The sequence below is a fragment of the Selenomonas sp. oral taxon 478 genome (assembly GCF_001189555.1).
Classification (GTDB): domain Bacteria; phylum Bacillota; class Negativicutes; order Selenomonadales; family Selenomonadaceae; genus Centipeda; species Centipeda felix.
This window is the reverse complement of record NZ_CP012071.1, coordinates 1,825,290-1,847,954: the sequence shown is the minus strand read 5'-3', so window position 1 is coordinate 1,847,954 and position 22,665 is coordinate 1,825,290. Positions and strand designations below refer to the sequence as shown.

Annotated in this window: 20 protein-coding genes; 6 read left to right on the top strand and 14 right to left on the bottom strand. The window is 57.8% G+C overall.

From position 1 onward, the window contains the following. Positions 1-50 precede the first annotated feature (50 nt). The 7 genes from ADJ74_RS08600 to ADJ74_RS08570 form a co-directional block, all read right to left on the bottom strand. Positions 51-1,685 (bottom strand): FAD-dependent oxidoreductase, encoded by a 1,635-nt coding sequence (locus tag ADJ74_RS08600; protein WP_172664544.1) that lies wholly within the window; start codon positions 1,683-1,685, stop codon positions 51-53. Between the two features lie 83 nt (positions 1,686-1,768). Next, entirely contained in the window at positions 1,769-2,347 is a 579-nt protein-coding gene (gene ahpC, locus ADJ74_RS08595; protein ID WP_050343517.1) for an alkyl hydroperoxide reductase subunit C, read from the bottom strand. Positions 2,348-2,517: 170 nt separating this feature from the next. Next, on the bottom strand, positions 2,518-3,045 hold the full coding sequence (locus ADJ74_RS08590; protein WP_050343515.1) for a NapC/NirT family cytochrome c: 528 nt from the start codon (positions 3,043-3,045) through the stop codon (positions 2,518-2,520). Between the two features lie 13 nt (positions 3,046-3,058). Next, the gene (locus ADJ74_RS08585; RefSeq protein ID WP_050343513.1) at positions 3,059-4,801 is read right to left on the bottom strand and encodes an FAD-dependent oxidoreductase; all 1,743 of its coding nucleotides are present in this window, start codon (positions 4,799-4,801) and stop codon (positions 3,059-3,061) included. A gap of 123 nt (positions 4,802-4,924) precedes the next feature. Then, positions 4,925-6,061 (bottom strand): carboxynorspermidine decarboxylase, encoded by a 1,137-nt coding sequence (gene nspC / locus ADJ74_RS08580; RefSeq protein ID WP_050343512.1) that lies wholly within the window; start codon positions 6,059-6,061, stop codon positions 4,925-4,927. Beyond that, positions 6,061-7,260: a saccharopine dehydrogenase family protein gene (locus ADJ74_RS08575; protein ID WP_050343510.1), complete on the bottom strand. Its 1,200-nt coding sequence runs from the start codon at positions 7,258-7,260 to the stop codon at positions 6,061-6,063. Before ADJ74_RS08575 ends, nspC begins: the two co-directional genes overlap by 1 nt. A 262-nt stretch (positions 7,261-7,522) precedes the next feature. Then, positions 7,523-9,526: a methyl-accepting chemotaxis protein gene (locus ADJ74_RS08570; protein ID WP_050343508.1), complete on the bottom strand. Its 2,004-nt coding sequence runs from the start codon at positions 9,524-9,526 to the stop codon at positions 7,523-7,525. Positions 9,527-9,734: 208 nt separating this feature from the next. On the opposite strand from ADJ74_RS08570, the gene ADJ74_RS08565 reads away from it, so the two are divergent. The 5 genes from ADJ74_RS08565 to ADJ74_RS08545 are packed head-to-tail and all read left to right on the top strand — an operon-like array spanning position 9,735 to position 14,179. Next, complete coding sequence (locus ADJ74_RS08565; protein ID WP_050343506.1) at positions 9,735-10,964, top strand: FAD-dependent oxidoreductase; 1,230 nt, start codon at positions 9,735-9,737, stop codon at positions 10,962-10,964. 45 nt (positions 10,965-11,009) lie between these two features. Then, positions 11,010-11,315 carry a hypothetical protein gene (locus tag ADJ74_RS08560; RefSeq protein WP_050343504.1) on the top strand — a complete coding sequence of 102 codons (306 nt, stop codon included), beginning with the start codon at positions 11,010-11,012 and terminating at the stop codon, positions 11,313-11,315. Then, positions 11,312-12,811 (top strand): anthranilate synthase component I family protein, encoded by a 1,500-nt coding sequence (locus ADJ74_RS08555; protein WP_050343502.1) that lies wholly within the window; start codon positions 11,312-11,314, stop codon positions 12,809-12,811. Before ADJ74_RS08560 ends, ADJ74_RS08555 begins: the two co-directional genes overlap by 4 nt. Further along, positions 12,795-13,370 (top strand): aminodeoxychorismate/anthranilate synthase component II, encoded by a 576-nt coding sequence (locus ADJ74_RS08550; protein WP_050343500.1) that lies wholly within the window; start codon positions 12,795-12,797, stop codon positions 13,368-13,370. Before ADJ74_RS08555 ends, ADJ74_RS08550 begins: the two co-directional genes overlap by 17 nt. Next, on the top strand, positions 13,367-14,179 hold the full coding sequence (locus tag ADJ74_RS08545; RefSeq protein WP_050343498.1) for an HAD hydrolase family protein: 813 nt from the start codon (positions 13,367-13,369) through the stop codon (positions 14,177-14,179). Before ADJ74_RS08550 ends, ADJ74_RS08545 begins: the two co-directional genes overlap by 4 nt. Positions 14,180-14,245: 66 nt before the next feature. On the opposite strand, the gene ADJ74_RS08540 is transcribed toward ADJ74_RS08545, so the two are convergent. Together ADJ74_RS08540 and ADJ74_RS08535 are read right to left on the bottom strand one after the other, a co-directional pair. Continuing rightward, on the bottom strand, positions 14,246-15,586 hold the full coding sequence (locus tag ADJ74_RS08540; protein WP_050343496.1) for an MATE family efflux transporter: 1,341 nt from the start codon (positions 15,584-15,586) through the stop codon (positions 14,246-14,248). Continuing rightward, positions 15,583-16,341: a YdcF family protein gene (locus tag ADJ74_RS08535; protein WP_050343494.1), complete on the bottom strand. Its 759-nt coding sequence runs from the start codon at positions 16,339-16,341 to the stop codon at positions 15,583-15,585. Before ADJ74_RS08535 ends, ADJ74_RS08540 begins: the two co-directional genes overlap by 4 nt. Before the next feature lie 113 nt (positions 16,342-16,454). Here ADJ74_RS08535 and ADJ74_RS08530 point away from each other — a divergent pair, with 113 nt between their 5' ends. After that, on the top strand, positions 16,455-16,799 hold the full coding sequence (locus tag ADJ74_RS08530; RefSeq protein ID WP_050343492.1) for a cupin domain-containing protein: 345 nt from the start codon (positions 16,455-16,457) through the stop codon (positions 16,797-16,799). 69 nt (positions 16,800-16,868) lie between these two features. On the opposite strand, the gene ADJ74_RS08525 is transcribed toward ADJ74_RS08530, so the two are convergent. From ADJ74_RS08525 to ADJ74_RS08505, 5 genes are all read right to left on the bottom strand, one after another. Further along, complete coding sequence (locus tag ADJ74_RS08525; RefSeq protein WP_050343491.1) at positions 16,869-18,083, bottom strand: ABC transporter permease; 1,215 nt, start codon at positions 18,081-18,083, stop codon at positions 16,869-16,871. Continuing rightward, a complete protein-coding gene (locus ADJ74_RS08520; RefSeq protein WP_050343489.1) occupies positions 18,073-18,789 on the bottom strand; it encodes an ABC transporter ATP-binding protein in 717 nt (238 codons plus the stop codon). Before ADJ74_RS08520 ends, ADJ74_RS08525 begins: the two co-directional genes overlap by 11 nt. Positions 18,790-18,801: 12 nt before the next feature. Then, a complete protein-coding gene (locus ADJ74_RS08515; protein ID WP_050343487.1) occupies positions 18,802-19,914 on the bottom strand; it encodes an efflux RND transporter periplasmic adaptor subunit in 1,113 nt (370 codons plus the stop codon). Next, the gene (locus ADJ74_RS08510) at positions 19,911-21,299 is read right to left on the bottom strand and encodes a TolC family protein (protein WP_157040603.1); all 1,389 of its coding nucleotides are present in this window, start codon (positions 21,297-21,299) and stop codon (positions 19,911-19,913) included. The genes ADJ74_RS08515 and ADJ74_RS08510 overlap by 4 nt, the downstream gene beginning before the upstream one ends. 206 nt (positions 21,300-21,505) lie before the next feature. Next, the gene (locus tag ADJ74_RS08505; protein ID WP_050343485.1) at positions 21,506-22,651 is read right to left on the bottom strand and encodes a S41 family peptidase; all 1,146 of its coding nucleotides are present in this window, start codon (positions 22,649-22,651) and stop codon (positions 21,506-21,508) included. Positions 22,652-22,665 lie beyond the last annotated feature (14 nt).

The following is a 22,665-nucleotide window of genomic DNA, read 5'->3' as shown; positions in this document are numbered from 1 at the left end:
AGGCGCAGCATATTAGGAAATCGCTGATTCCCTAGGGAATCACTGATTTCTTAGGCACGACTGACCAAAACATCGGCAATCTCATCGATATTCTTCCTGCCGAAGAAAAGCTCCTCCCCCACAATAACGCAGGGAACGCTCATGACATTATACTTTTTCTTCAGGTCAGGGAAATAGCGAATGTCATAAATATCGGCACGCACATCCGCACGCTCCGCCGCAATCCGCTGCACGGCAGTGACCACGTCGGGACACATCGTGCAGGAGAGGGACATGAGTACCTTGACATCGGCGGGTGACGTAATCCGTGCGATCTTTTCGCGCGTCTCAGGGCGAATTTCCTGTCCCGGCCCTGCGACATTGTAGAGCGCGAGAATAAACGAGTTGAACTCATGTCCGCCCGGAACAGCATGGTAGACGATCCCGCTCGGTGTACCGTCCGCGTGCAGAATGGAAATCCCCGGCTCCTCACCAGACTCTATCGCGGTCTCCGTGCAGCTCACCTTGGGCGACAGCTCCGCGAACTCATCCATAAAGCCGCGCAGCTCGGCCGAAAGCGCGCCGCTATCAAAACGACCGACCAAGCGAACCGTGGAGGCAAATTTATCAAAGACAGGCAGCAGCTGCTCGCGCAGCTCCTCGGAGATGAAACCTTCCTCCTCATCACCGACAGCCGACTTCTTCTCGATGGAGGCCTTGCGCTGCTCAAAACGCTTCGGATCCACACCGGAGCGCGGAAACGAGGGCAGTTTCAGGCGGTCATGGACCGCTGCCGCGTGACGCTCCGCCGAAACGGCACTGACAGCACCGTCAGAGACCGCCGTCACCACCTGACGCAGAGACTTGATGCAGACATCGCCGGCGGCAAAGACGCCCTTGATATTCGTCTCCTTGTCCTCGTTCGTGATGATGTAGTTTTGCTCATTGAGATCGATCAGCCCACGAAACAGTTCCGTATTCGGTACGTAGCCGGCAAAGACAAAGACGCCAAAGGTCTCTCCCTCCGCCGCCATGTGATGCTCGACTTCACCTGTCGCATTGTTGCGAAAATCTGCATAGGAGATCATTGCATCGCCGCCGACACGCTCCACCACGGTATTGAAACGCACGCTGATGTTCTCGTAATCCGCGAGTGCATCCACTGTCGTCTGCGGTGCTCGGAATTTATCGCCGCGTACAAGAATCGTGACCGACCGCCCATAGCGGGAAAGAAAGATGCTCTCCTCAACAGCAGAAAGTCCGCCGCCGATAACGAAGATATCCATCCCCGTAAAGAACTCCGCATCGCAGGTTGCACAGTAGGCGACGCCGCGCCCACGGAACTCCTCCTCACCGGCAAAGCCGATTCGACGTGGGTTCGCTCCCGTCGCGAGAATCACGCTCAGTGCCTGTACGGCACCGGCTGTCGTCTCTATTTCCTTGATGTCCTGATCCAACTTCAGTCCTGTGACCTCGGCGCTGATGAATTCCGCCCCGAAGCCACGCGCCTGATGTTCCATCTGCGCTGCGAGCTCGGTGCCGCTCACGCGTCCTGTCCCGGGATAGTTGACCACATCGGCAGTGATGGTGATCTGCCCGCCGATCTTCTCCTTTTCGATGACAAGCACCTTGCACTTCGCACGCGCCAGATAGATCGCGGCAGACAGTCCTGCGGGACCGCCGCCGACAATCACGGCATCATACATATTTTCCACAAAACCGCCTCTTTTCCACCTCATAGGAAAAAGCACCTCACGAGCGCTCTCGCGAAGTGCCCCACTCCATACGCTTAGAGTTTGCCGACAAGATCAAAGCTGGGCTTCAGTGTCTTTTCGCCCGGCTTCCAACGTGCGGGGCAGACCTCATCGCCATGCTCTGCGACGAACTGCAGTGCCTGCACCTTGCGCAGGAGCTCCTTCGCGTTGCGGCCGACGTTGCCCGCACTTACCTCATAGGAGACGATCTTGCCCTCGGGGTTCACGACAAACGTGCCGCGCTCAGCGCGTCCGTCATCCTCGATGTAGACGTCGAAATCGCGTGCGAGCTTTGCCGTCGGGTCAGCGAGCATCGGATAGGTGATCTTGCCGACGAGCTCGGAGCTCTCATGCCATGCCTTGTGGACGAAGTGGGAGTCGCAGGAGACACCGAAAATCTCGCAGCCGAGCTTCTGGAACTCTGCATACTCGTCCTGCAGATCCGCAAGCTCCGTCGGGCAGACAAACGTGAAGTCTGCGGGATAGAAGAAGAACACGCTCCACTTACCCTTGAGATCCGCCTTTGTGTACTGCGTGAACTCGCCCTGTGCGCCTGCCTTCTTCTGGAAAGCATCTGCCTTAAAATCGCTGATTTCCTTGTTGATGAGTGACATGAATATCCTCCTTTGTTGATGGAAATGGCCGTCTATCATTTGCACGACCATCGTTGTTCTTTTGATGGTCACATCATAGCACGGAAAATTTTTCATGTCAATAGAAATTTATACTTTTTAATAATTATTTTTGTTTACATGGATATTGTCAAAGTACTTTGCCTTCTCCCCTACTTCTCCCAACTCGAATCCAGTTTCCAGCTCACAGGATGACAGGCCGTACATTTCTTTGCCGACTGCGGATGATGCATCGAATGGCAGTCCGCACAGTTCTGCGGATTCTCATTGCCCGCCAGATGCACGGGGTCGTGCGGATTTTCCTTGCCATACCGCGCCGTCGCCTGTTTGATCCCCTCAAAGGTGTGGCAGGAGAGACACTGCTCATTCGTATAGCCGTACTTCGGCATGGGGCTCTCATAGTTCCCCGTTACGAAGAGCCAGCCCTCATTCATCTGCTGGAGCAGCGTCGGCTCATGACAGTCGTGACAGGTTACGCCTGCATCTGCGTGCTGCTTTGCGAGCAGATTCCCCTGCGCATAGCTGTCATACTCGGGCTGCATATTGTGACAACTCACGCAGAACGCAGGGTTTGCACTGACCTGGGAAAGGATGGCGAGTCCGCCGAAGCCGCACGCTGCGAGTACGATCACGAGCACCAATAGGGTGCGCGGCTCTTTGAATTTCTGAAACATCTTCATTGTCCCGCCTTTCTCAGAGCTGCGCCGCAACGTTGCCGACAAGCCGCCCATAGACGAGCGCAAAGGCATGGCTGACGCCTGCCGTCACCACAGGGTAATCTCCGACAAAGCGTCCGCCCTGTGTATTGCCGGCCGCATACAGTCCGGGAATGCCGTGGTTCTCTGCATCCAGTACGTTGCCGTCCTCGGGGTTCACCGTCAGTCCGCCCATATTGACCAGGAGAGCCCCGCCAAGCATCTTGCCCGCATAGAACGGCGGCTTCTCAAGGGGAAAGAGGCGCTTCGCTGCCTTACCGAAATCCCGATCCTGATGCGCATTGACAAGCTCATTATAGCGTGCGATCTCCGCCAATATCGTACGCTGTACGGCAGGGCGGTCCGGCGCGAGTGCCGCCGCGAGTTCCTCGATGCTGCCCGCCTTGATGAGTCCCGGCGTCTTGTCCAGATCCTCGCGCGAGGTATAGGACGTCCGTCCGATCGCCCACTGACAGTCAGGCGGAAGTTTCGGGTTCTCTGCGGCAGGAACACAGTGGTTTACGCTCCCGTGGGAAACGCCCATCGCCCCCAGCTGCTCCGGCCAGTTGTCATCAAAGATCTGCCATGCGTAGCTGCCGCGCTGACGATAAATGGCGCAGGAGAGCTGCTGTCCGCCAATGTCCTCGTTGACGAACCGCTGTCCGTCGTCGTTGAGCAGGAGATAGGCATCGACGCCGAGCGGACCGCCGAGCGTATGGATCATCGGCGCGTGAGGACCGTCCTCGATCTTGCCGCCGACCCATGCCGCCATCCGATGCCCATCGCCCGTATTCGTCGGCGTATCCCACGCGTCGCGATTTGGGAAGACGTTCAGATAATCGACTGCCCACGGAACAAAATATGACATCATTTCCTTGTTGCTGCCGTAGTCCCCTGTCGCCAGAATCACGGCTTTGCGTGCCGTACACTGGACAATCTTTCCGTGAATGTCCTCGCCGATCACCGCCGTCACACGCCCGTCGTCCGCCTCACGGACGAGCTTCTTGGCACGCGTTGCATAGATGAATTTGCAGCCCTGCGCGAGACATTTTTCATAGACCAACGTCAGCAGCGGCTCCTGACTCGGCAGGAGCGTCATCACCGTCGGATAGGTCGGGCTGTTCTCCTCGCTGCGATTGTATCCCGGCGGGAGCGGATAGTGCATCATCTGCAGGTTGATCTTCGTGCGGTCGAGCTCCGTATCCGTCTCCTTCATCACGTGAACGGCAGGAGCGAGGTTGAGCATCCAGTCAAAATCCTTGCCGCTGTGCTCCGCCCAGTAGTTCCACATGCGCTGATCGGCACGGTAGCCCATTTGCTTCATATTTTCGAGGATGGCGGCATTCTTGTCAAAGCTGATGCCCAACTCCCGCTGATAACGGTTGCCGATCGTGCCGAACTGTCCACTGCGGCACTGCCATGTACTCGCCCGCTCCATGACAAGAACAGACGCCCCGTGCTCCGATGCCGCACGCGCCGCCGTCAGACCCGCAAGGCCTGCGCCGACGATGACAATGTCCGCACTGTACGTATCGCTGATTTTCTCCGCTGGAATCTCCGGTGCTGTCCCGAGCCACGCGGGCGGCGGCGGTGCTCCTTCCGGCGCCTTGGGCGGGATGAGGTGATCGTTGGGATTCGCGGCGCAGCCCGTCAGCAGTGTCGGCGCGGCGACGAGCCCCCCCAATGCAAGTGCGCTCCCTTTGAGAAAGTTTCTGCGGCTCAGTTCTGCGTTCTCTTTCATACGATCTGCTCCCTTCTATGGGAATATTATAAGGCGGCGCAGAAATAAACACAAGTTAGTTTGTCATAGGCAATATCTATTCAAAAGGAGAGAATCTGCCCTCACAGCAGTTCTCTCCTTTGGTCAAAGTCTCATCTTAAAATCATCATAGCCGAATGTGCGTACCGTCTCCCATTCTCCCTGCGGAGAGACGGCAATGATATGCGGCAGCGGCATCCCGTTGAACGTATTGTTCTTGACCATCGTATAGATTGCCATATCGCCGAATACAACGCGGTCGCCGATGCGCAGCGGCGCATCAAACGAGTAGGTTCCAATCGTGTCGCCCGCCAGACAGGTTGGCCCTGCCAGCGTGTACGTATGCGCCTTCTCCCCCGCTTCGCCCGCGCCGACGACAGGCGGGCGGTAGGGCATCTCGATGACATCCGGCATGTGGCAGGCGGCGGAGGTATTCAGGATCACGTTCCCGCCCGCCTGCACGTCGAGTACCTCGGAGACAAGAAAGCCCGCATTCAGCGCGACTGCCTCCCCCGGCTCGAGATAGACCGCCACATCGTATTTTTCCTGTACGCGGCGAATCAGCTTCTTGAGCAGGGAAATATCGTAGCCCGCGCGCGTAATATGGTGACCGCCGCCGAAGTTCAGCCACTTCATCCCATGGAGGTACTTTCCGAACTTTTCCTCCACGGCATCAAGCGTCTTTTCAAGTGCATCCGCCCCCTGCTCACAGAGCGTATGAAAGTGCAGGCCGTCGAGCCCCGCGAGAAGATCGGGACGAAAATCCGCAATCTTTACGCCAAGGCGTGACCCCGGTGCACACGGATCGTAGATGGCATGATCCTGCGTCGAGCACTCGGGGTTGATGCGCATCCCACAGGACGCACCGTGCAGACGTGCCACCGTGCCAAACCGTTCCCACTGGGAAAACGAATTAAAGATGATATGATCGCAGATCGACGCGAGCTGTTCGATCTCCTCATCCTCATAGGCGGGCTTAAAAACGTGGTTTTCTTTGCCCATCTCCTCCTGCGAGAGGCGCGCTTCATAGATGCCGCTTGCTGTCGTCCCTGCCAGATAGCGCCCAATCAGCGGATAGTAGTGATACATGGAGAAGCACTTTTGTGCGAGGAGAATCGTTGCTCCCGTATCCTCTGCGACCTCGGCAAGGACTTTGAGGTTCTTCTCCAAGAGCTCCTCATAGACGAGATAGGCCGGCGTGGGAACCTCGTTCCACTCCGCACGCCATGCATTCGCCGCCATCAGTCCACCAGCACGGGGTCATGGCTCTCCTGCCACGGCAGCCCCCACCGATTCAGCGCATCCATGAACGGATCCGGATCGAACTCCTCGACGTTAAAGACGCCGGGTTTCCGCCACGTCCCTGTCATGACCATCATCGCGCCGATCATCGCAGGCACGCCCGTGGTATAGGCGACCGCCTGCGATCCGACCTCGGCATAGCATTTCTCATGGTCGCAGACATTGTAAAGATAGTAGTTCTTCTCTGCACCGCCCTTCTTTCCGCGGAAGATGCAGCCGATGTTCGTCTTGCCCTTCGTCCGTGGGCCAAGGCTCGCAGGATCGGGCAGGACGGCCTTCAGAAACTGGAGCGGGATGATCTGCTTCCCCTCAAAGTCAATCGGCTCGATCGAGGTCATGCCGACATTCTCGAGACAGCGCAGGTGCGTCAGATAGCTCTCGCCGAACGTCATAAAGAAGCGGATGCGCTTGATCCCCTTGATGTTCTTCGCGAGGGACTCCAGCTCCTCGTGATGGAGGAGGTACATATCCTTTTTGCCGACTTCGGCGAAGTCGTAGACGCGCTTGATCTCCATCGGCTTCGTCTCAACCCACGCACCGTTCTCCCAATAGCTGCCGTTTGCCGATACCTCGCGGATGTTGATCTCCGGATTGAAATTCGTCGCAAAGGGGTAGCCATGGTCGCCGCCGTTGCAGTCGAGAATGTCGATGTAGTTGATCTCGTCGAATTCATGCTTCATCGCATAGGCGCTGAAAACGCCCGTCACGCCAGGGTCAAAGCCTGAGCCGAGGAGAGCCGTCAGCCCTGCCGCACGGAAGCGGTCAGCATATGCCCACTGCCAGCTGTACTCAAACTTCGCCGTATCCTCCGGCTCGTAATTCGCCGTATCCACATAGTGAACGCCCGCTGCGAGACATGCATCCATGATGTGCAGATCCTGATACGGGAGTGCCAGATTCAGCACGACGTCCGGCGCGAAATCCTTGATGAGTGCCGTCAGGGCAGGCACATCGTCTGCATCTACGGCAGCGGTGTGAATCTTCGTTTTACCGCCATCCAGTTTTTCCTTCAGCGCATCACATTTTGATTTCGTACGCGAGGCGATGAGGATCTCCTCAAACACCTCGGGGTTCTGACAGCATTTATGCACGGCAACGCTCGCCACGCCGCCCGCACCGATAATCATCGCTTTTCCCATGAAAACGCCTCCTTTTATGCTTCTTATCATACAACAGGAAAGGAGCCACTGCAAGAGCAGTGACTCCCTCTTACGCAGCCCATCCGTTTTGATGAGCTCTATGGAAGCACTGATAAATTCGGTTCAACCATCTTGACGCATCTTTTTTGTCCGCACTTCGGCGGAAAATCCTCCACAGAGCACCACTCTGCGTCCGGTTTTCCACCTCGTTCGGACGAAAAATCTACGCCAATCTGGCAGACCTCATTTTATCAGTGTTTCCCTATAACTTAAACTTCTTGGTCTCCTCCGCCAGTTCCTCGGCAAGCCCCGAGAGACGGCGCGACGCGGCGGCGATCTCCTGCGTGGAGGCGGACTGTTCCTCGGTCGCCGCAGAGACACTCTGACTGCTGTCCGCACTTGCCGTACTGATCTTTTGGATCTCGTCGATCTGGGCGCGTACGGTCTGCGTCTCGGTCTCCATCTGACGGATGCCGGACGTAATCCCCTCGATCCCGTCGCCAAGCTGCTGAATCGCCGCAGCAATCGACTGGAACACCTCATCTGCTGTGCGCACGGAGGTGAGGCCGTGTCCAACGTACTCATTGCCGCGCTTTCCCGCCTCAACAGCGCGTTCCATATCCGCCTGCACGGACGTCATGATCTCAGAGATCTTCTTTGAGAACTCACCCGATTCCTCGGCAAGCTTTCTGACCTCCTCGGCGACGACGGCAAAACCGCGCCCATGCTCGCCTGCACGCGCAGCCTCGATGGCGGCATTGAGCGCAAGCAGATTTGTCTGCTCTGCAATGCTGCCGATGACCTCAACGCTCTTGCTGATCTCCTCCGAGCCCTTGCCGAGTGCTGCAATCGCGGCATCGACCGTCTCCGAGCCCGTCTTGATCTGCTCCATGTAGTTCACGACTTCATCGATGGAACTGCGCCCCTCGCGTACGCGCTCGACGGTATGCTGTGACACTTCGGCAACGGCATCCGCCTGTTTCGCCATATCGGCTGCATGCCCGGAAATCGACGTTGCCGCTCCTGCCACCGAGGTGGACGAGGTGGACTGCCGCTCGATCCCCTCGGCGATCTCGGCAATCGACGCGGCAACATGGTTGGATGCCTCTGCCGTCTGATGGGATGCCTCCGTGAGCCCCTCTGCCGAGTTCGACAGCTCTGCGGCGTTGGACTGGATCTTCTTGATCAGCACGTTGAGCGTATGGCGCATCTGTGCCAAGCCATCGGAGAGCTGCCCCATCTCATCCTGCGACGTAATGGTGCGCGGCATCTCGCGCAGGTCGCCACTGTTGATGGTCTCACAGACGCGTACCGCCTTTTTGATGTTATCTGCAAAGCTATTCGAGATATAGAAGATAACGCCCGAAACAAGGATCACAATGATGAGGGTCAGCCCTGCAAGCACCAGCAGGAGGTCATGGGCATTCGCAAGGATTTCACTGTTCGATGCCTCGGACATGACCACCCAGCGCCGTCCGTCGAGATGAATCGGCACAAGAACGCCCGTCATCTCCTCGCCGGACTCACGCTCATAGTGGACGAGCGTCGGCTGATCCTTGTCGAGCATGGACTTAAAGCCATCCACAAGATCCTTTGAGAGCTTGGCACTCGAATTCTCCTTGCTGAAATCCAGCTTGCCAACCTGTGCCTCATCGTGAGGATGGATCATCACGATGCCCGACTCATCCATCACAAGCACCTGTCCTGTGCGGTAGGGATTCATCTTCGCAAGGAGCTCGTCGAAGCGCGACAGAACGACCGTCCCCGCGACCACGCCGACGACCGAGCCGTTCTCCTTTACAGGAACACCGATGACGGCAATCGCCTTCCCTGATGTCGCAATGATCGGCCCCGAGATTGCCGTCTTCTGCGTCTGAACTGCCTGCTTGAAATAGCCGCGATCCGAACGGTCGACAGAGCCGCTCTCCGTATCAATTCCGACACCGTTTCGATCGAGGTATGCCACATTCGAGAACACCTCTGTCTGAGACTGCACCGCCTGCAGGGCAGCAAGTTTTTCCTCATCGCTGCCGTGCAGAATGGCATTGTCCTCCGCGAGGATCTCCAAATGCACCACATTCGTCTCAAAGAGACGCTGCACCTCAAGTGCCGCCTGCTTGCCGACCCCTTTGCCAATCGTATCCGCGTTGTCAATGAGCATATTGCTTGCCATTTTATAGCTGATGCCAAAGAACGCGAGAAATCCGATCAGCATCACTGGCAGCAGCGATGCCAAAAACTTTGTCCGAATGGATCTGAACTGCATGATATCTCCTCCCACATCATGATTCCAACGCAGAAATAGTATCATGTATTCTAATTCTTTGCAAATAATTTTTAAAAGCAACAATATATTGTATTACGACAGAACGCTTTCTTTTCTGCATCTATGACAGCGGGAACGAGTTGTGCTATAATGTTTTCGTGTATTTTCATTTTAAGAAGCGATACGACAAAACGAAAGGATTAGCTACATGGCTGTTCACGTAATTAACGAGTCGCGGCGCTGCCTCCAGTGCAAAAAGCCGTTGTGCCGCCTGCAGGGCTGCCCCGTGCAGACAAATGTCCCTGAGATGATCCGCCTCTTCCTCGACGGGAAGATCAATGAGGCGGGTGCGATGCTCTACGACAACAATCCCATGAGTGTGTTCTGCTCCTTGGTCTGCGACCATGATGCCCAGTGCGAAGGGCACTGCATTCAGGGACGACGTGGCGCACCCATCCAGATCTCAAGCATCGAGCACTACATCTCAGACACTTATCTCGACAAGCTCGTCCTCGCGCGCAAATCCTACAACGGACACAATGTCGCCGTCATCGGTGCGGGACCTGCGGGCATCGTCGTAGCGGTCAAGCTGGCACAGGAGGGCTACGGCGTGACCATCTTCGAGCGGATGCAGAAGATCGGCGGCATGCTGCGCTATGGCATCCCCGACTTTCGTCTGCCGCCCTCGACGCTTGACCGCTACGCCGAGAAACTCCTGACGCTCGGCATCCACATCCGTCCGAACACGACCATCGGCGGTGCAATCAGCGTCGACGATCTCTTCCGCGACGGCTATGAGGCCATCTTCATGGGCACGGGCGCGTGGCGCGCCAAGAGTCTTGGCATTCACGGCGAGACGCTCGGCAACTGCCACTTTGCCGTCAACTATCTCCAGAACCCCGACGTCTACCACCTCGGCGACCGCGTCGCTGTCATCGGCTCGGGCAACTCGGCAATGGATGTTGCGCGTACGGCAATCCGCAAGGGCAGCCGCTACGTCACGATCTACGCACGACGCAACGGCATCTCTGCGAGCGAGCGCGAGCTGGAATACGCACTCATGGATGGCTGCGAGATCCAGTACGCAAAAGGCATTCACTCCGTCACACCAGAGGGACCCATGATGTATGACCGCGTCTTCGATGAGAATCAGAAGCTCATCAGTGAGGGCGAGCCGTATCTCATCCCCGCCGACAGTACGGTCATCGCGGCAAGTCAGGCAGCGAAGGACAAGATCGTACGCACGACGACGGGCATCCACCTCAATGAGAAGGGCCTGGTCAAGGTCGATGAGAACGGCATGACCGACCGTGACGGCGTATTCTCGGCGGGTGACGTCGTGTTCGGCCCGTGGAATGTCGTGCAGGTCGTCAAGGAGGCGAAGCATACCGCCGACGCCATGATCCGGTACCTGAAAGCGCGCGAAGCCAACGTGTAACCGCCAAGAACGCCCGTATTTCCCCAAGAAGAAAGGAAGAGTGCCATGAGCATGAACGATCACGAGATTACCGACCTCGTCCGTCAGATGGCAAAGCCCCCCGCTCCCCCCACCTACACCGACGCCGATGTGGAGGAGCTGGTGCGGATGCACGCAGGCGGACGCCACAAGATGCGCAGTGAGGCGGAGATCCTCGCGCGCTACAATCTCGGCCGCAAGCAGTACAAACAGCTGAAAGGCAGCCACGAGAACAACCGTGAGCAGCAGCAGATGCTCTACGCAGAACTGAAGGTGCTCGGCTGGATTCTCGGACGTAAGGAGCGCGAGGTCGTCATGGAGATCAATCAATGAAGCTGAGCCACACCAAAGAGGATTTTATCAGCGCGGCAAAAACGGCAAATCTCATCACTGTCTCCACAGAGCTGACGATGGATCTCGACACACCCGTCTCCATCTACTATAAGTTGGTCGGCGAAAAGAAGGGCTACATCATGGAGTCCGTCGATACGACACAGCAGCAGTTCGGACGATACTCCTTCATCGGCGGTGAGCCATTCGTGCGCGTGCAGGTCTTTGCCGACAAGCTGCTCATCAACGAAAACGGCCTGATGAAGAGCATCTCGGGTGCGCCGCATGATACAATGAAGGAATATGCGGCACGCTTTACCCCTGCGGAGGACAAAGAACAGCTGCCGCTCGTCCACGGCGGACTGGCAGGCTACTTCTCCTACGAAACGGCTGCGACGTTTGACCGCGTACGCGGCGTTCATCTCGGCGGTGAGCATCTGCTCGGGCAATTCATGATGTGCCGCTATCTCGTCGTCTACGATGCTCTGCGCAACAGTGCACGTCTGCACTACCTCGCCGACATCAAGGAGGGGGATGATGCGGGCGAGCTCTACGATGTGATCGCCGATCGCCTCTCCGCCATGCGCAGCCGCCTTGCCGCTCCCTGTGCCCTGCCCACAGCACCGCCGAGCAAACGGTCAGCGCCCATTGACTTTATGGCGCAGTACGGAACGGCGCCGACGGAATTTCTGGAGACAGTCAAAACGGTCAAGGAACATATCTATGCCGGCGACATCTTTCAGGCTGTTCCCTCCTTCCGCTTCCGCGCCAAGATCACGCGCCCGCCGTTCCTCTTCTATCGGCGTCTGCGGCAGGTCAACCCTTCCCCCTATATGTTCTACTACAACTTCGGCGCAGTTAAGCTCGTCGGAGCATCCCCTGAGATGCTGATCAAGGTGGCGGGCAGCACGGTCTATACCTACCCCATCGCGGGAACGCGAAAGCGCGGTGCGAACGATGAGGAGGATGCGCGTCTCGCAGCTGATCTGCGTGCAGATGAAAAGGAATGTGCCGAGCACGCCATGCTCGTCGACCTCGCACGCAACGACCTCGGCCGCATCAGCGTCCCGGGCACGGTGCGCGTGCCGAAGCTGATGGCGGTCGAACGGTTCTCCCACGTCTCCCACATGGTGAGCAGTGTCGTCGGTGAAATCGCCCCGCATTACGCACCCATGGACGTCCTGCGTGCCACATTCCCTGCCGGCACGGTCAGCGGTGCACCGAAACTGCGCGCCATGGAGATCATCCACGAGCTCGAGCCGCAGGAACGCGGCTTTTACGCGGGAACCGTAGGATACATGGACTTTCGCGGCAACATGGATATGTGCATCACCCTGCGCACCATGTGCATCGAGCATGACGATACGGCAATCATCCAGGCGGGGGCGGGCATCGTCAAGGATTCCGTGCCCGAGAAGGAATACCTCGAGATCCTGCAGAAGGCAAAGGCTCTCTTTGAGGTGGTAGAGGAGGTCGAGAACAATGCTGCTTTTGCTTGATAACTACGACTCCTTTACCTATAACATCTATCAGCTGTTCAGCGACATCGGCGCGCAGGTCGAGGTCGTCCGCAGCGACAAAATTTCCATCGACGGGATTCGCGCGAAAGACTACCGCGGCATCATCATCTCGCCTGGTCCCGGCATTCCGCAGGACGCGGGCATCTCCGAGGAGGTCATTCGTCAGCTCGGCGGCGAGATCCCGCTTCTCGGCATCTGCCTCGGGCATCAGGCCATCGGCGAGGTCTTCGGCGGACGCGTCGTCCGCGCGGGAGAAATCGTCCACGGCAAGGCATCCCCCATCCGTCACTCCGGCACGGGGCTCTACCGCGATATTCCGAATCCCACAGAGGTCGCCCGTTACCACTCCCTCATCATCGCGCGCGAGAACCTGCCCGATGTGCTGGACGTGACGAGTCAGCTCGACGACGGAACGATCATGGGGGTGCGCCACAAGACGCTCCCCATCGAGGGCATCCAGTTTCATCCCGAATCCATATTGACGCCCGAGGGGCGCAGGATGATGCAGAACTATCTGACGGACATCGGTGCAATATGAGCGAAAAACGATATGACGACATCCTCCTCATCAGCGACCTTGACGGAACACTGATTCCGCGTCACGAGGCAATCGCCGACGAGAATCTTGCGGCACTCAACGCATTTACGGCGGCGGGCGGAGCCTTTGCCGCCGCAACGGGACGCACGCCCGAGGCAGCACTCCCCTATCTGGACGGCATTACCGTCAACGCCCCGAGCATCTTTTTCAACGGGGCAATGCTGAAGGATTTGACGGAAGACCGCGTGCTCGAGGTGCGCACACTGGACGGTGACCTCTGGCGCACATTCGCCGCACGCGTCCTCTACCAGTTTCCGCGTGCCTGCGTCGAAGTCTACACGGAGGGGCGCTGCCACATCATCAGCCCCGAGGAAAACGACGATCCGCGCCTCACGGATGAGTTCTACAACGTCAACCATACGGAACTCCGCGCCGTGGAAGGCGAGACATGGCTGAAGTTCTTCATCTGTGACGCGCCCATCAATCTCAAATTCGTCGAGCGGCTCGCCGCGGAGCTCGGCATTGACAAATGCTCCACATCGTTCTACTCGGAGGCGAACTACCTCGAATTTGTCCCGCCCGGTACGAGTAAGGGCGCGATGGCAGAGGTGCTGCGGACGATGCCGCAGTATGCGGGACGCCGCATTATCGCCTGTGGTGACTACGAGAACGACGTCGAACTGCTGCGCATGGCAGATATCGGCATCGCCCCCGAGGACGCAGCCGACGCGGCAAAGGAGGCAGCAGACCGCATCGCTCCCCCCTGCCGCATACCGCTCATTCCGTGGATTCTGCGCGAAGTACTATAAAAATTAAGAGGAAAAGAATGGGACAGATGCAGAAAGGACTCCTGCACCTGTCCCATTCTTTTGCTCTTATGTGCTTCGCAGCGTCTTCTCCGTCCAGAAGTACGCGATCGCGACGGGAATACCGGCACCGATCCATGCGAGGGGATTGGCGAGACACGCGCCGAGAAAGCCGAGATGGGCGCAGAGGAAGATCGCCGCACCGGCACGCATGACGAGCTCCATCGCCCCCGCGATCGTCGGGACAACGCTCTGGCCGAGCCCCTGCAGGACGTTGCGGTAGACGAGCAGGACGGCGAGAATAATGTACGTCGAACCGTTGACAGTGAGGAAGGTTTGCCCATAGGCGATGACCGCCTCTGCCCCCTGTGCATCTGCGCCGACAAAGAGTGCGAGCAGATGCGTCCCAAAGACGATAAGCAGAATACCGATGGCGACGGCAAAGGCGGCAGACATCTTGAGACAGGCGTGCACACCCGCGCGAATGCGCGCATACTGCTGTGCGCCGTAGTTCTGTGCCGTATACGCCGCCATGGCATAGCCGAAGGAGAGCATGGGCATGACGGCGACGGCGTCGATTTTCTGCGTTGCCGCGTATGCCGCCACGGGCAGTGCACCGAGGTTGTTGAGGGCAACTTGGAGGATGATCGCTCCGAGGGCAATCACGGAGGACTGCAGCCCCATCGGAAGCCCCAGCCGCAGATGCGCAGCGAGGAGCGAGGCATCTGGTTTCCAGTCCTGCCAGGCGGGGCAGAGTGCAGGGATACGCCGCCGTATGTAGAGGAAAAAGACGATCATGCCGATCGCCTGTGCGGCAACCGTCGCACCCGCCGCGCCTGGGATGCCCAAATCCAGTACCAGTATGGCAATCGGCTCGAGGACGACATTGATGGCAAGGGTGATGCCCAGAATAACTGTCGGTGTCGTACTGTCCCCGAGGGCACGGATAAGGCAGTTCTGCAAATAGAGCAGGAGAAATATCATCAGCCCGGCAAAGATGATGGAGAGAAAGTCCACCGCTCCGTCTAAAATCTCAGGCGGAGTCTCCATAAGGATGAGCAGCGGCCGCGTCAGCGGAAAGACGAATGCGGTCAGGAGAAGCGCTGTCAATATGCCGAGCAGGATACACGTCGCCGCACTGCGGCGCACGCCCGCCGCATCGTCCGCGCCGAACCGCTGTCCCGTATAGATGGTGATCCCCGTGCAGAATCCCATAATGAAGCCGAGCGCGAGGAACATGAGACTGCCCGTACAGCCAACGGCGGCAAGTGCATTCACCCCAAGGAATCGTCCAACGATGAGCGTATCGACAAAGGAATAGAGCTGCTGCATCATATTTCCTGCAATCAGAGGCAGCGCAAAGAAAAAGATCAGCCGTGCGGGGTCACCCGCTGTCATATTCTTCGTCATTCGAGATACCTCGTCACAATGGTACGCAGTTTCTCTTGAAAGTACACAGTATTCGTATAGAGCACCCCTGCGTTTGGCGCAAACTTGATGAGATAGAGCTGCGGATCACCGCTCACCCAGAAGTCCGTGGGGTACGGGGTCACCGTGATGCCCTGTTTTTCAAAGTTGAGCACGGCGCGCGGCAGGTGGAACGCCGAGGTCACGAGAATCGGATGCACAAAGCCCTCACGCCGCAGGATCTCCGCCGTATAGCGTGCGTTCTGCCCCGTCGTGAGGCTGCGCGTCTCCACATAGATCATATCGTCCGGCACGCCGAGTGAGCGCAGGACGCGCCGCGCGATCTCCGCCTCAGAGCCCGTATCACTGAACACCTGCCCGCCCGAGAGCAGGATCGGCAGATGTGTGCGCAGGTGAAGGCGATACACCGCGAGAAGGCGCGAGGACGGGCTCTGCGCGAGCATCCCCATGCCGTCCACATCCTGCACATCCGCGATTGCCCCGCCGCCAAGCATGATGATGACATCGCCCTGCGGCGCCTCGGGCACGGGATACGTCCGCTCAAGCTCCCCCATCAGGCGATCCGATATGGCTCCGATGGAGAGGAGATAGAGCATAGCAGCCAGAGCACAGAGCAGCACAGCTGCACGAGATTGATGTCGCCTCTTCCATAGATAGACGGCAAGCCCTAGCATAGCAAGAACAAAAATCCCCGGCGGCAAAATCCACGCCGCCCCAAATTTTAAAATGTAAATCATAAAAAGGAAAACACGCCTCCACCGCGAATATTTAGAATATAGCACGTTCTTCTGCGTGCTTTATCGTTCATTGTATCAAATTTTATGTGTAATGACAAAGGAGAGATTCACTCATGGCAATCATCGAATCAGAGCACATTGATGCCGAGAAGCGCTTTGGCGGCAACGGTACGATCCACATTCAGAAGCTCCTCACGCCGAAGGAACTGGACGGCAAGTGCGCCATGTTCGCGCGTGTGACGATCCCGCCCCATGCATCGATGGGCGCACACAAGCACGAGGGCAATACGGAGACATATCACATCCTCTCGGGGCGTGCCCGCTACAACGACAATGGCAAGGAGATCGAGATCGGCGCAGGCACGACGACGTTCTGCGGCGACGGTGAGATACACGCTATCGCCAACGCCTCCGAAACCGAGGATCTCGTCTTTATGGCGCTGATTATCAATAAATAATTTCCGTAGAAAAGCGACTGCTGTACGTAGTTTCCCTTCGTACAGCAGTCGCTTTTGTATTGTATGGATTCACTCATACCGCAGTGCATCGATCGGGTCAAGGCGGGCAGCTTTGCGGGCAGGATAGATGCCGAAGAAGAGGCCGATCCCGACGGCAAAGGAAAAGGAGACGAGGATCGGCAGTATCTCAATGGAGGTCTTGAGTTCACCAAAGCTGCCAATGAGCTTCGAGAGAGAAATGCCGAGCGTAATGCCGATTACGCCGCCGACGATGCCGATGACCATGGACTCAATCATGAACTGCATGAGCACGTTCGATGAGGTTGCGCCGAGTGCCTTGCGGATGCCGATCTCACGCGTGCGCTCCGTGACGGAGACCATCATGATGTTCATGATGCCAATGCCGCCGACGAGCAGCGAGATGCCCGCAATCGAGCCGAGAAGGAGCGTCAGCATATTCGTGTTTTCGGTAAAGCTCTCCATGAGGCTGGTCATGTTGCGGACGTTGAAGTCGTCCTCCGCGCCCGTGCGGATGTGATGCCGCTGACGCAGGAGTGTCTCAATTTCCGCCTGTACCTCATCCATTTTCTCAGGCGAGGAGACCTGTATGTTGATGGAGTGCACGTGCGTGATGGCGAGCATACGCTCCTGCGCCGTCGTCAGAGGGATGTAGATCACATCGTCCTGATCCTGTCCGATGGACTGGCCCTTGCTCGCCGTAATGCCGATGACCTTGAACGGCTGATTGTTGATGCGGATATTTTTTCCGACGGGATTCTCCGTGCCAAAGAGGTTGGACGCGACCGTCGGGCCGATCACGGCAACGCGGCTGCGTTTCTGCATATCGCTCGTCGTAATGAATGTCCCGTTCTCCACCTTCAGGGAACGGATCTGCATCAGTTCCGGCGTCACGCCTTCCACCTGCGTATTCCAGTTGAGGTTGCCGTTCACGACCTGATAGGAGCTCGAGACGGTGGGCGATACATAGTCAATGCCTTTGATCTTGCTCCGAATCGCCTTCGCATCGTCGTATTTCAGAGACTTTCGCGTGCCCGCCTTGCCGCGCACACCGCCCTGATTGGACGAGCCCGGCATGACGATGAGCATATTCGACCCGAGACTCGCGAAGGAGTCCGAGACACTCGTGCGCACGCCCATGCCGATAGAGACCATCGCGATGACCGCGCCCACGCCGATGATGATGCCGAGCATCGTGAGGAGGGAGCGCAGCTTGTTGGCGAGCAGTGCATTCACCGCCATGCCGAAGCATTCCTTAAACAACATCCATCACGACCCCCTTTCCCTCATCGCGCGTGATCTTCCCGTCACGCACGAGAAGCTGACGACTCGCGCGCAGGGCGATCTCCGGCTCATGGGTGACGAGGATGATCGTGTGTCCCTTTTCGTGCATCCGCTCAAAGATATCCATGATCTCCGTCGTGGACTTCGTATCGAGGTTGCCCGTCGGCTCGTCCGCCATGATGATATGCGGGTCGTTGACGAGGGCACGGGCTATGGCGACACGCTGCCGCTGTCCGCCCGAGAGCTCGTTCGGCAGATGCTGTCCGCGATCGCCAAGCCCCACGGCAGCGAGCATCTCCTGTGCACGCGCCGTCCGCTCGTGCCGTCCCCACCCCGCATAAACGAGCGGCAGAGCGACGTTGTCGAGCGCCGAGATGCGCGGAAGAAGATTGAAATTCTGAAAGACAAAACCGATCTTCTTGTTGCGTGTCATGGCAAGCGCATCGTCGTCGAGGCCCGCTACCTCATCGCCGTCAAGCCGATACGACCCCTCCGAGGGACGGTCAAGGCAGCCGAGAATGTTCATGAGCGTGGATTTCCCCGAGCCGGAGGGTCCCATGAGCGCAGCGAATTCCCCGCGTCGGATATCGAGGTCGATGCCGTCCAGTGCGGCCAGCATCTCACCGCCGATACGGTAGACCTTGCGGATGCCGCGCAGACGAATCGTACTTGTCTCTTTGCTCTGCATCATGACCTCCGATCACATCGGCGGAGGTCCGCCGTGATCTTGGCTTCCGCCCGTCGACTTCTTCGCCGTATAACTGTTCACGACGTGCTCGCCCTCGCTCAGCCCCGACAGGATCTCAACGTATTCATCGCTGTAAATTCCGGTTTCGACATAGCGCTGTTCCTGTGTCCCATCGTCGTTCAGCACGAACACATACGCACCTGCCGTGTCCGTCTTAAGCGCAGAGAGCGGCACGACAAGGGCATCATCTTTGTCCGCCGTGTCAATGACGACACGCGCCGTCATTGCCGGGAGGAGCAGGTTGTCCGGATCATCCACATCGAGCGTGACATAGTAGTAGATGACGCTCGCACTCGATGATGCGGAGGAAGAACTCGATGAGCTGGTATCCCAGCTGTTCGTCACATCCGTCTGAGAGATTTTGGAGACGCGTGCCGTAAAGGTCTTATCCGTAAAGGCGTCCACACTGAATGTCGCGCTTTGGCCGATGCGAATATTGCCGATGTCCGTCTCGTCCACCTTCGCCTTGATCTGCTTCTTTGAGAGGTCTGCGATGCGCATGATGACCGTCGGATTATCCGAGCCCTGCACCGCCATCGTCCCTGCGTTCTTCGGCTCGCCGACGACCACGCCCGAGATCGGCGCAGTGATGATGGTCTCATTCGCGTCGGAGTTTGCCTCCTCGAGCGTGGACTGCGCCGTATCGTAGTTGTACTCTGCATCCTCAAGATCGGATTTCGACTTTGCGCCGATGCTCTCAAGATAGCTCATGCGGTTGTACTTCGCGCGCGTATTCGTCACGCGATACTGTGCCTGATCGCGCTTTGCCTCATAGTCTTTGCCGTCGAGAGTGGCGACGATCTGTCCCGCTGTTACGGTATCATTCTCCTTGACGAGAACGGAGCTGATGCGCGCCGTGATTTTCGAGCTGACCTCAACGGAGTCCACGGGGCGGATCGTTCCTGTCGCCTCGACGGTGGACTTGATGTTCATGCGTGCGGCATCGACGGTCGAGACCGCCTTCGCCGCTTCCTGTGCTGCACTCTGCGTGTAATACCAGTAACTGCCGCCGGCAATCAACGCCATTGTCAAAGCACCGATGCCGATGATCGTTCGTTTCCTCATGGCTGTGCTCCCCTCGCTGCCGCATCCGTCCCCTCAGCGTAAGCCGCCTGTGCCGCCGTACGCTCCTCATCCGTCACAGCAGGCAGTCCCTCTGCCGCTTTGTGCTCCTCTGCTGTGAGCTCCTTCCCCATCAGGCTTTCCACCTGCGCACGATAACGCGCATAGTCATATCGTGCACTAAGCGCATTCTGCCGTGCTGTTGTGAGGGCCGTCTGTGCGTCAAGAATATCAAGAAGGATGCCCTCGCCCGCACGGTAACGCTCCGATGCAATGCGGTAGTCCTCCTCCGCCTGACGTACGGCGTCTCCTGTTGAAGTAAAACGCTGCTCTGCCTCGCGCATATTGAGGTACGCCTGCCGCAGATTCAGGTCGATACTCTCCTCAGTTTTCTTGACATTCAGGAGGGCGATGTCACGCTCTGCCTCCGCCGCCTCAATGGCACTGCGCGTCACACCGCTGTCAAAGATGTTCCAGTTCACACCGACCGAGGCAGACACATCGGAGGATGTATCGCTGTGCGGGCGAAACTGACTTGTCAGTCCCGTACCGAGGGTCAGATTTACCGTCGGTTTCTTCCCCGCACGCGCGATATCCACCGCCAGCTCGCGCTGCTGCAGAGTCTCACGCTGTGCCGCGAGATCCAGCCGCGTGCGCTGTGCGTAAGAAATGCAGTCCGTCAGTGCCGTGCCAAACGGCTCATAGGGGACCTCTGTCGTCAGCTGCAGCGGTTCTGTTCGGTCAATGTTCAGCAGATTGCGCAGGGCCGCGAGATTCACCTCGTAGCTACTCTCAGCACGGATGAGCTCCTGCCGTGCATTTGACAGCTCCACCGAGGAGCGAATCACGTCGATTTTTGCCTGTGCTCCTGCTTCGTAGAGTGCATTGACATTCCTCAGATGGGCGTCGTACTTGTCCACGCTGTCGCGTTGGACCTCGATCTTTTTTTCCGCCTCTGCCGCGTTCCAGTAGGCGGCAATCACCTCGTATTTCAGCTCCTCGCGCGCACGCTCGGTCGTCAGTTGTGCCGCATGTGCGCCAATCTCACCCGAACGAATCCGCGTCTCATTTGCTCCGCCGCTGTAGAGCGGCAGACTTGCCGAGAGGCTGATCCCGTTGCTCACCTGCTCACTCGCGTCGCTCGCCTTCGACGTACGCAGACTATCACTCGCTCCAACCGAAATGCTGTTCTTCCCGCGCGCCTGACGCAGGACGGCATCGGCAGAGCGCTCTCCCTCACGCGTGATGCGCAGCCCCGTATTCGCCGAAAGTGCTGTATCAATCGCATCTTCGAGGCTGAGCCGCATCGCATCTGCAGACAGCGGAAATGTCAGCACTGCGCCCACGAGAAGCGCAGCAAGAGCACGCTGGCGCCTGTTCTTCATCATAACCACCTCAACGTATGGAATTCCTTTTCATCCCGATAAGAATGCGCCCATGCTACAGCAAGGGCGCTATATTCTGCTTAGCATACGGTTAGTTTTTTCTTAAGGAATCACAGATAAAATGAACTCTATCGAATTGACGTAGCTTTTTCGCCGAAGTGCGGGCAAAAATACGTCAAGATGATAACGATGAATTTATTTGTGCTTCATTAAAAACTCGGATGCTCCTCCAGATACTTCTTTGCCGCCTCGAACTGGACATCCGTCGTGTCCTGCGGCGAACGCTCAACGACGATATCCGGCGTAATGCCCGTGCCGTCGATGGAGCGGCCGTTCGGTGTAATGTATTTGGCAATCGTCAGTTTCAGCCCATCGTCGTGGAAGAGCGGCATCACCGCCTGCACTGACCCTTTCCCATAGGAAGTCGTGCCGATGATGGTCGCCGCGCCCGTATCCTGCAGTGCCCCCGCCAGAATCTCCGATGCGCTCGCACTGTTCTCATCGATGAGCACAACAATCGGATACTTGCGTGCTTCGAGATGCGAGCGGTAAACCTCCGTATCTCCGTCACGGTTGATGACGGAGACAATCGGCCCTGCCGGTACAATCTGCTCGGCGACGGCAACACAGCTCGTAATCAATCCGCCCGGATTCTCACGCAGATCGATGATGAGCGAGGTCATGCCCGCCTCACCGAGACGCGCCATCTCTGCGGCGAACTCATCGCCCGTGTGCTCTGCAAATGAAGCGATGCGGATGTAGCCAATCGTCGTCCCGTCGAGCATCACACCGCGCACGGAGTGTACCTGTATCACATTGCGCGTGATCGTCACATCCTGCTCTGCGCCGTCATGCAGGATGCGCAGTGTCACCTGCGTCCCAACCTCACCGCGGATACGCAGCGCGACCTCCTCGCTCGGCAGCTCGCTCGTCGGCACACCGTCCACAGCGAGGATCTCATCGCCCGCGCGCAGTCCGGCCGCCTCACCGGGCGTCCCGTCAAGCACGGAGATGATCTTTACCGTCCCATCCTTAAAGCCCATCGTCACGCCGATCCCGCCAAACGAGCCCTCCGTCTGCTGACGCAGCGTGCGAAACATCTCGGGCGGCATATAGACCGAATGCGGATCGCCGAGAGAGGCGACCATTCCATCGATTGCACCATCCACGAGTGTACTGGTGTCAGGCGCATCCACGTAACGCGACTGGATGAACTTCATCACGCCGAACAGGCGGATAACATCATCGCCGTAGATGCCCATCGAGCGCAGGAATACCCCCGCCGCAAGCACCGTCAACATACTGCCGCACAAAACCGAGATCATGGCGGTCAAGACAATCTTTTTTTTGCTCATATCCTCTTCAATTC

What these genes read in the sequence shown, in the direction of transcription:
- ADJ74_RS08565 (WP_050343506.1), top strand. Translation starts at nt 9,735, where the DNA reads ATGGCTGTTCACGTAATTAACGAGTCGCGGCGCTGCCTCCAGTGCAAA.
- ADJ74_RS08555 (WP_050343502.1), top strand. Translation starts at nt 11,312, where the DNA reads ATGAAGCTGAGCCACACCAAAGAGGATTTTATCAGCGCGGCAAAAACG.
- ADJ74_RS08530 (WP_050343492.1), top strand. Translation starts at nt 16,455, where the DNA reads ATGGCAATCATCGAATCAGAGCACATTGATGCCGAGAAGCGCTTTGGC.
- ADJ74_RS08515 (WP_050343487.1), bottom strand. Translation starts at nt 19,914, where the DNA reads ATGAGGAAACGAACGATCATCGGCATCGGTGCTTTGACAATGGCGTTG.
- ahpC (WP_050343517.1), bottom strand. Translation starts at nt 2,347, where the DNA reads ATGTCACTCATCAACAAGGAAATCAGCGATTTTAAGGCAGATGCTTTC.
- ADJ74_RS08545 (WP_050343498.1), top strand. Translation starts at nt 13,367, where the DNA reads ATGAGCGAAAAACGATATGACGACATCCTCCTCATCAGCGACCTTGAC.
- nspC (WP_050343512.1), bottom strand. Translation starts at nt 6,061, where the DNA reads ATGGCGGCGAATGCATGGCGTGCGGAGTGGAACGAGGTTCCCACGCCG.
- ADJ74_RS08535 (WP_050343494.1), bottom strand. Translation starts at nt 16,341, where the DNA reads ATGATTTACATTTTAAAATTTGGGGCGGCGTGGATTTTGCCGCCGGGG.
- ADJ74_RS08520 (WP_050343489.1), bottom strand. Translation starts at nt 18,789, where the DNA reads ATGCAGAGCAAAGAGACAAGTACGATTCGTCTGCGCGGCATCCGCAAG.
- ADJ74_RS08550 (WP_050343500.1), top strand. Translation starts at nt 12,795, where the DNA reads ATGCTGCTTTTGCTTGATAACTACGACTCCTTTACCTATAACATCTAT.
- ADJ74_RS08505 (WP_050343485.1), bottom strand. Translation starts at nt 22,651, where the DNA reads ATGAGCAAAAAAAAGATTGTCTTGACCGCCATGATCTCGGTTTTGTGC.
- ADJ74_RS08585 (WP_050343513.1), bottom strand. Translation starts at nt 4,801, where the DNA reads ATGAAAGAGAACGCAGAACTGAGCCGCAGAAACTTTCTCAAAGGGAGC.
- ADJ74_RS08600 (WP_172664544.1), bottom strand. Translation starts at nt 1,685, where the DNA reads ATGTATGATGCCGTGATTGTCGGCGGCGGTCCCGCAGGACTGTCTGCC.
- ADJ74_RS08560 (WP_050343504.1), top strand. Translation starts at nt 11,010, where the DNA reads ATGAGCATGAACGATCACGAGATTACCGACCTCGTCCGTCAGATGGCA.
- ADJ74_RS08525 (WP_050343491.1), bottom strand. Translation starts at nt 18,083, where the DNA reads ATGTTGTTTAAGGAATGCTTCGGCATGGCGGTGAATGCACTGCTCGCC.
- ADJ74_RS08575 (WP_050343510.1), bottom strand. Translation starts at nt 7,260, where the DNA reads ATGGGAAAAGCGATGATTATCGGTGCGGGCGGCGTGGCGAGCGTTGCC.
- ADJ74_RS08540 (WP_050343496.1), bottom strand. Translation starts at nt 15,586, where the DNA reads ATGACGAAGAATATGACAGCGGGTGACCCCGCACGGCTGATCTTTTTC.
- ADJ74_RS08510 (WP_157040603.1), bottom strand. Translation starts at nt 21,299, where the DNA reads ATGATGAAGAACAGGCGCCAGCGTGCTCTTGCTGCGCTTCTCGTGGGC.
- ADJ74_RS08570 (WP_050343508.1), bottom strand. Translation starts at nt 9,526, where the DNA reads ATGCAGTTCAGATCCATTCGGACAAAGTTTTTGGCATCGCTGCTGCCA.
- ADJ74_RS08590 (WP_050343515.1), bottom strand. Translation starts at nt 3,045, where the DNA reads ATGAAGATGTTTCAGAAATTCAAAGAGCCGCGCACCCTATTGGTGCTC.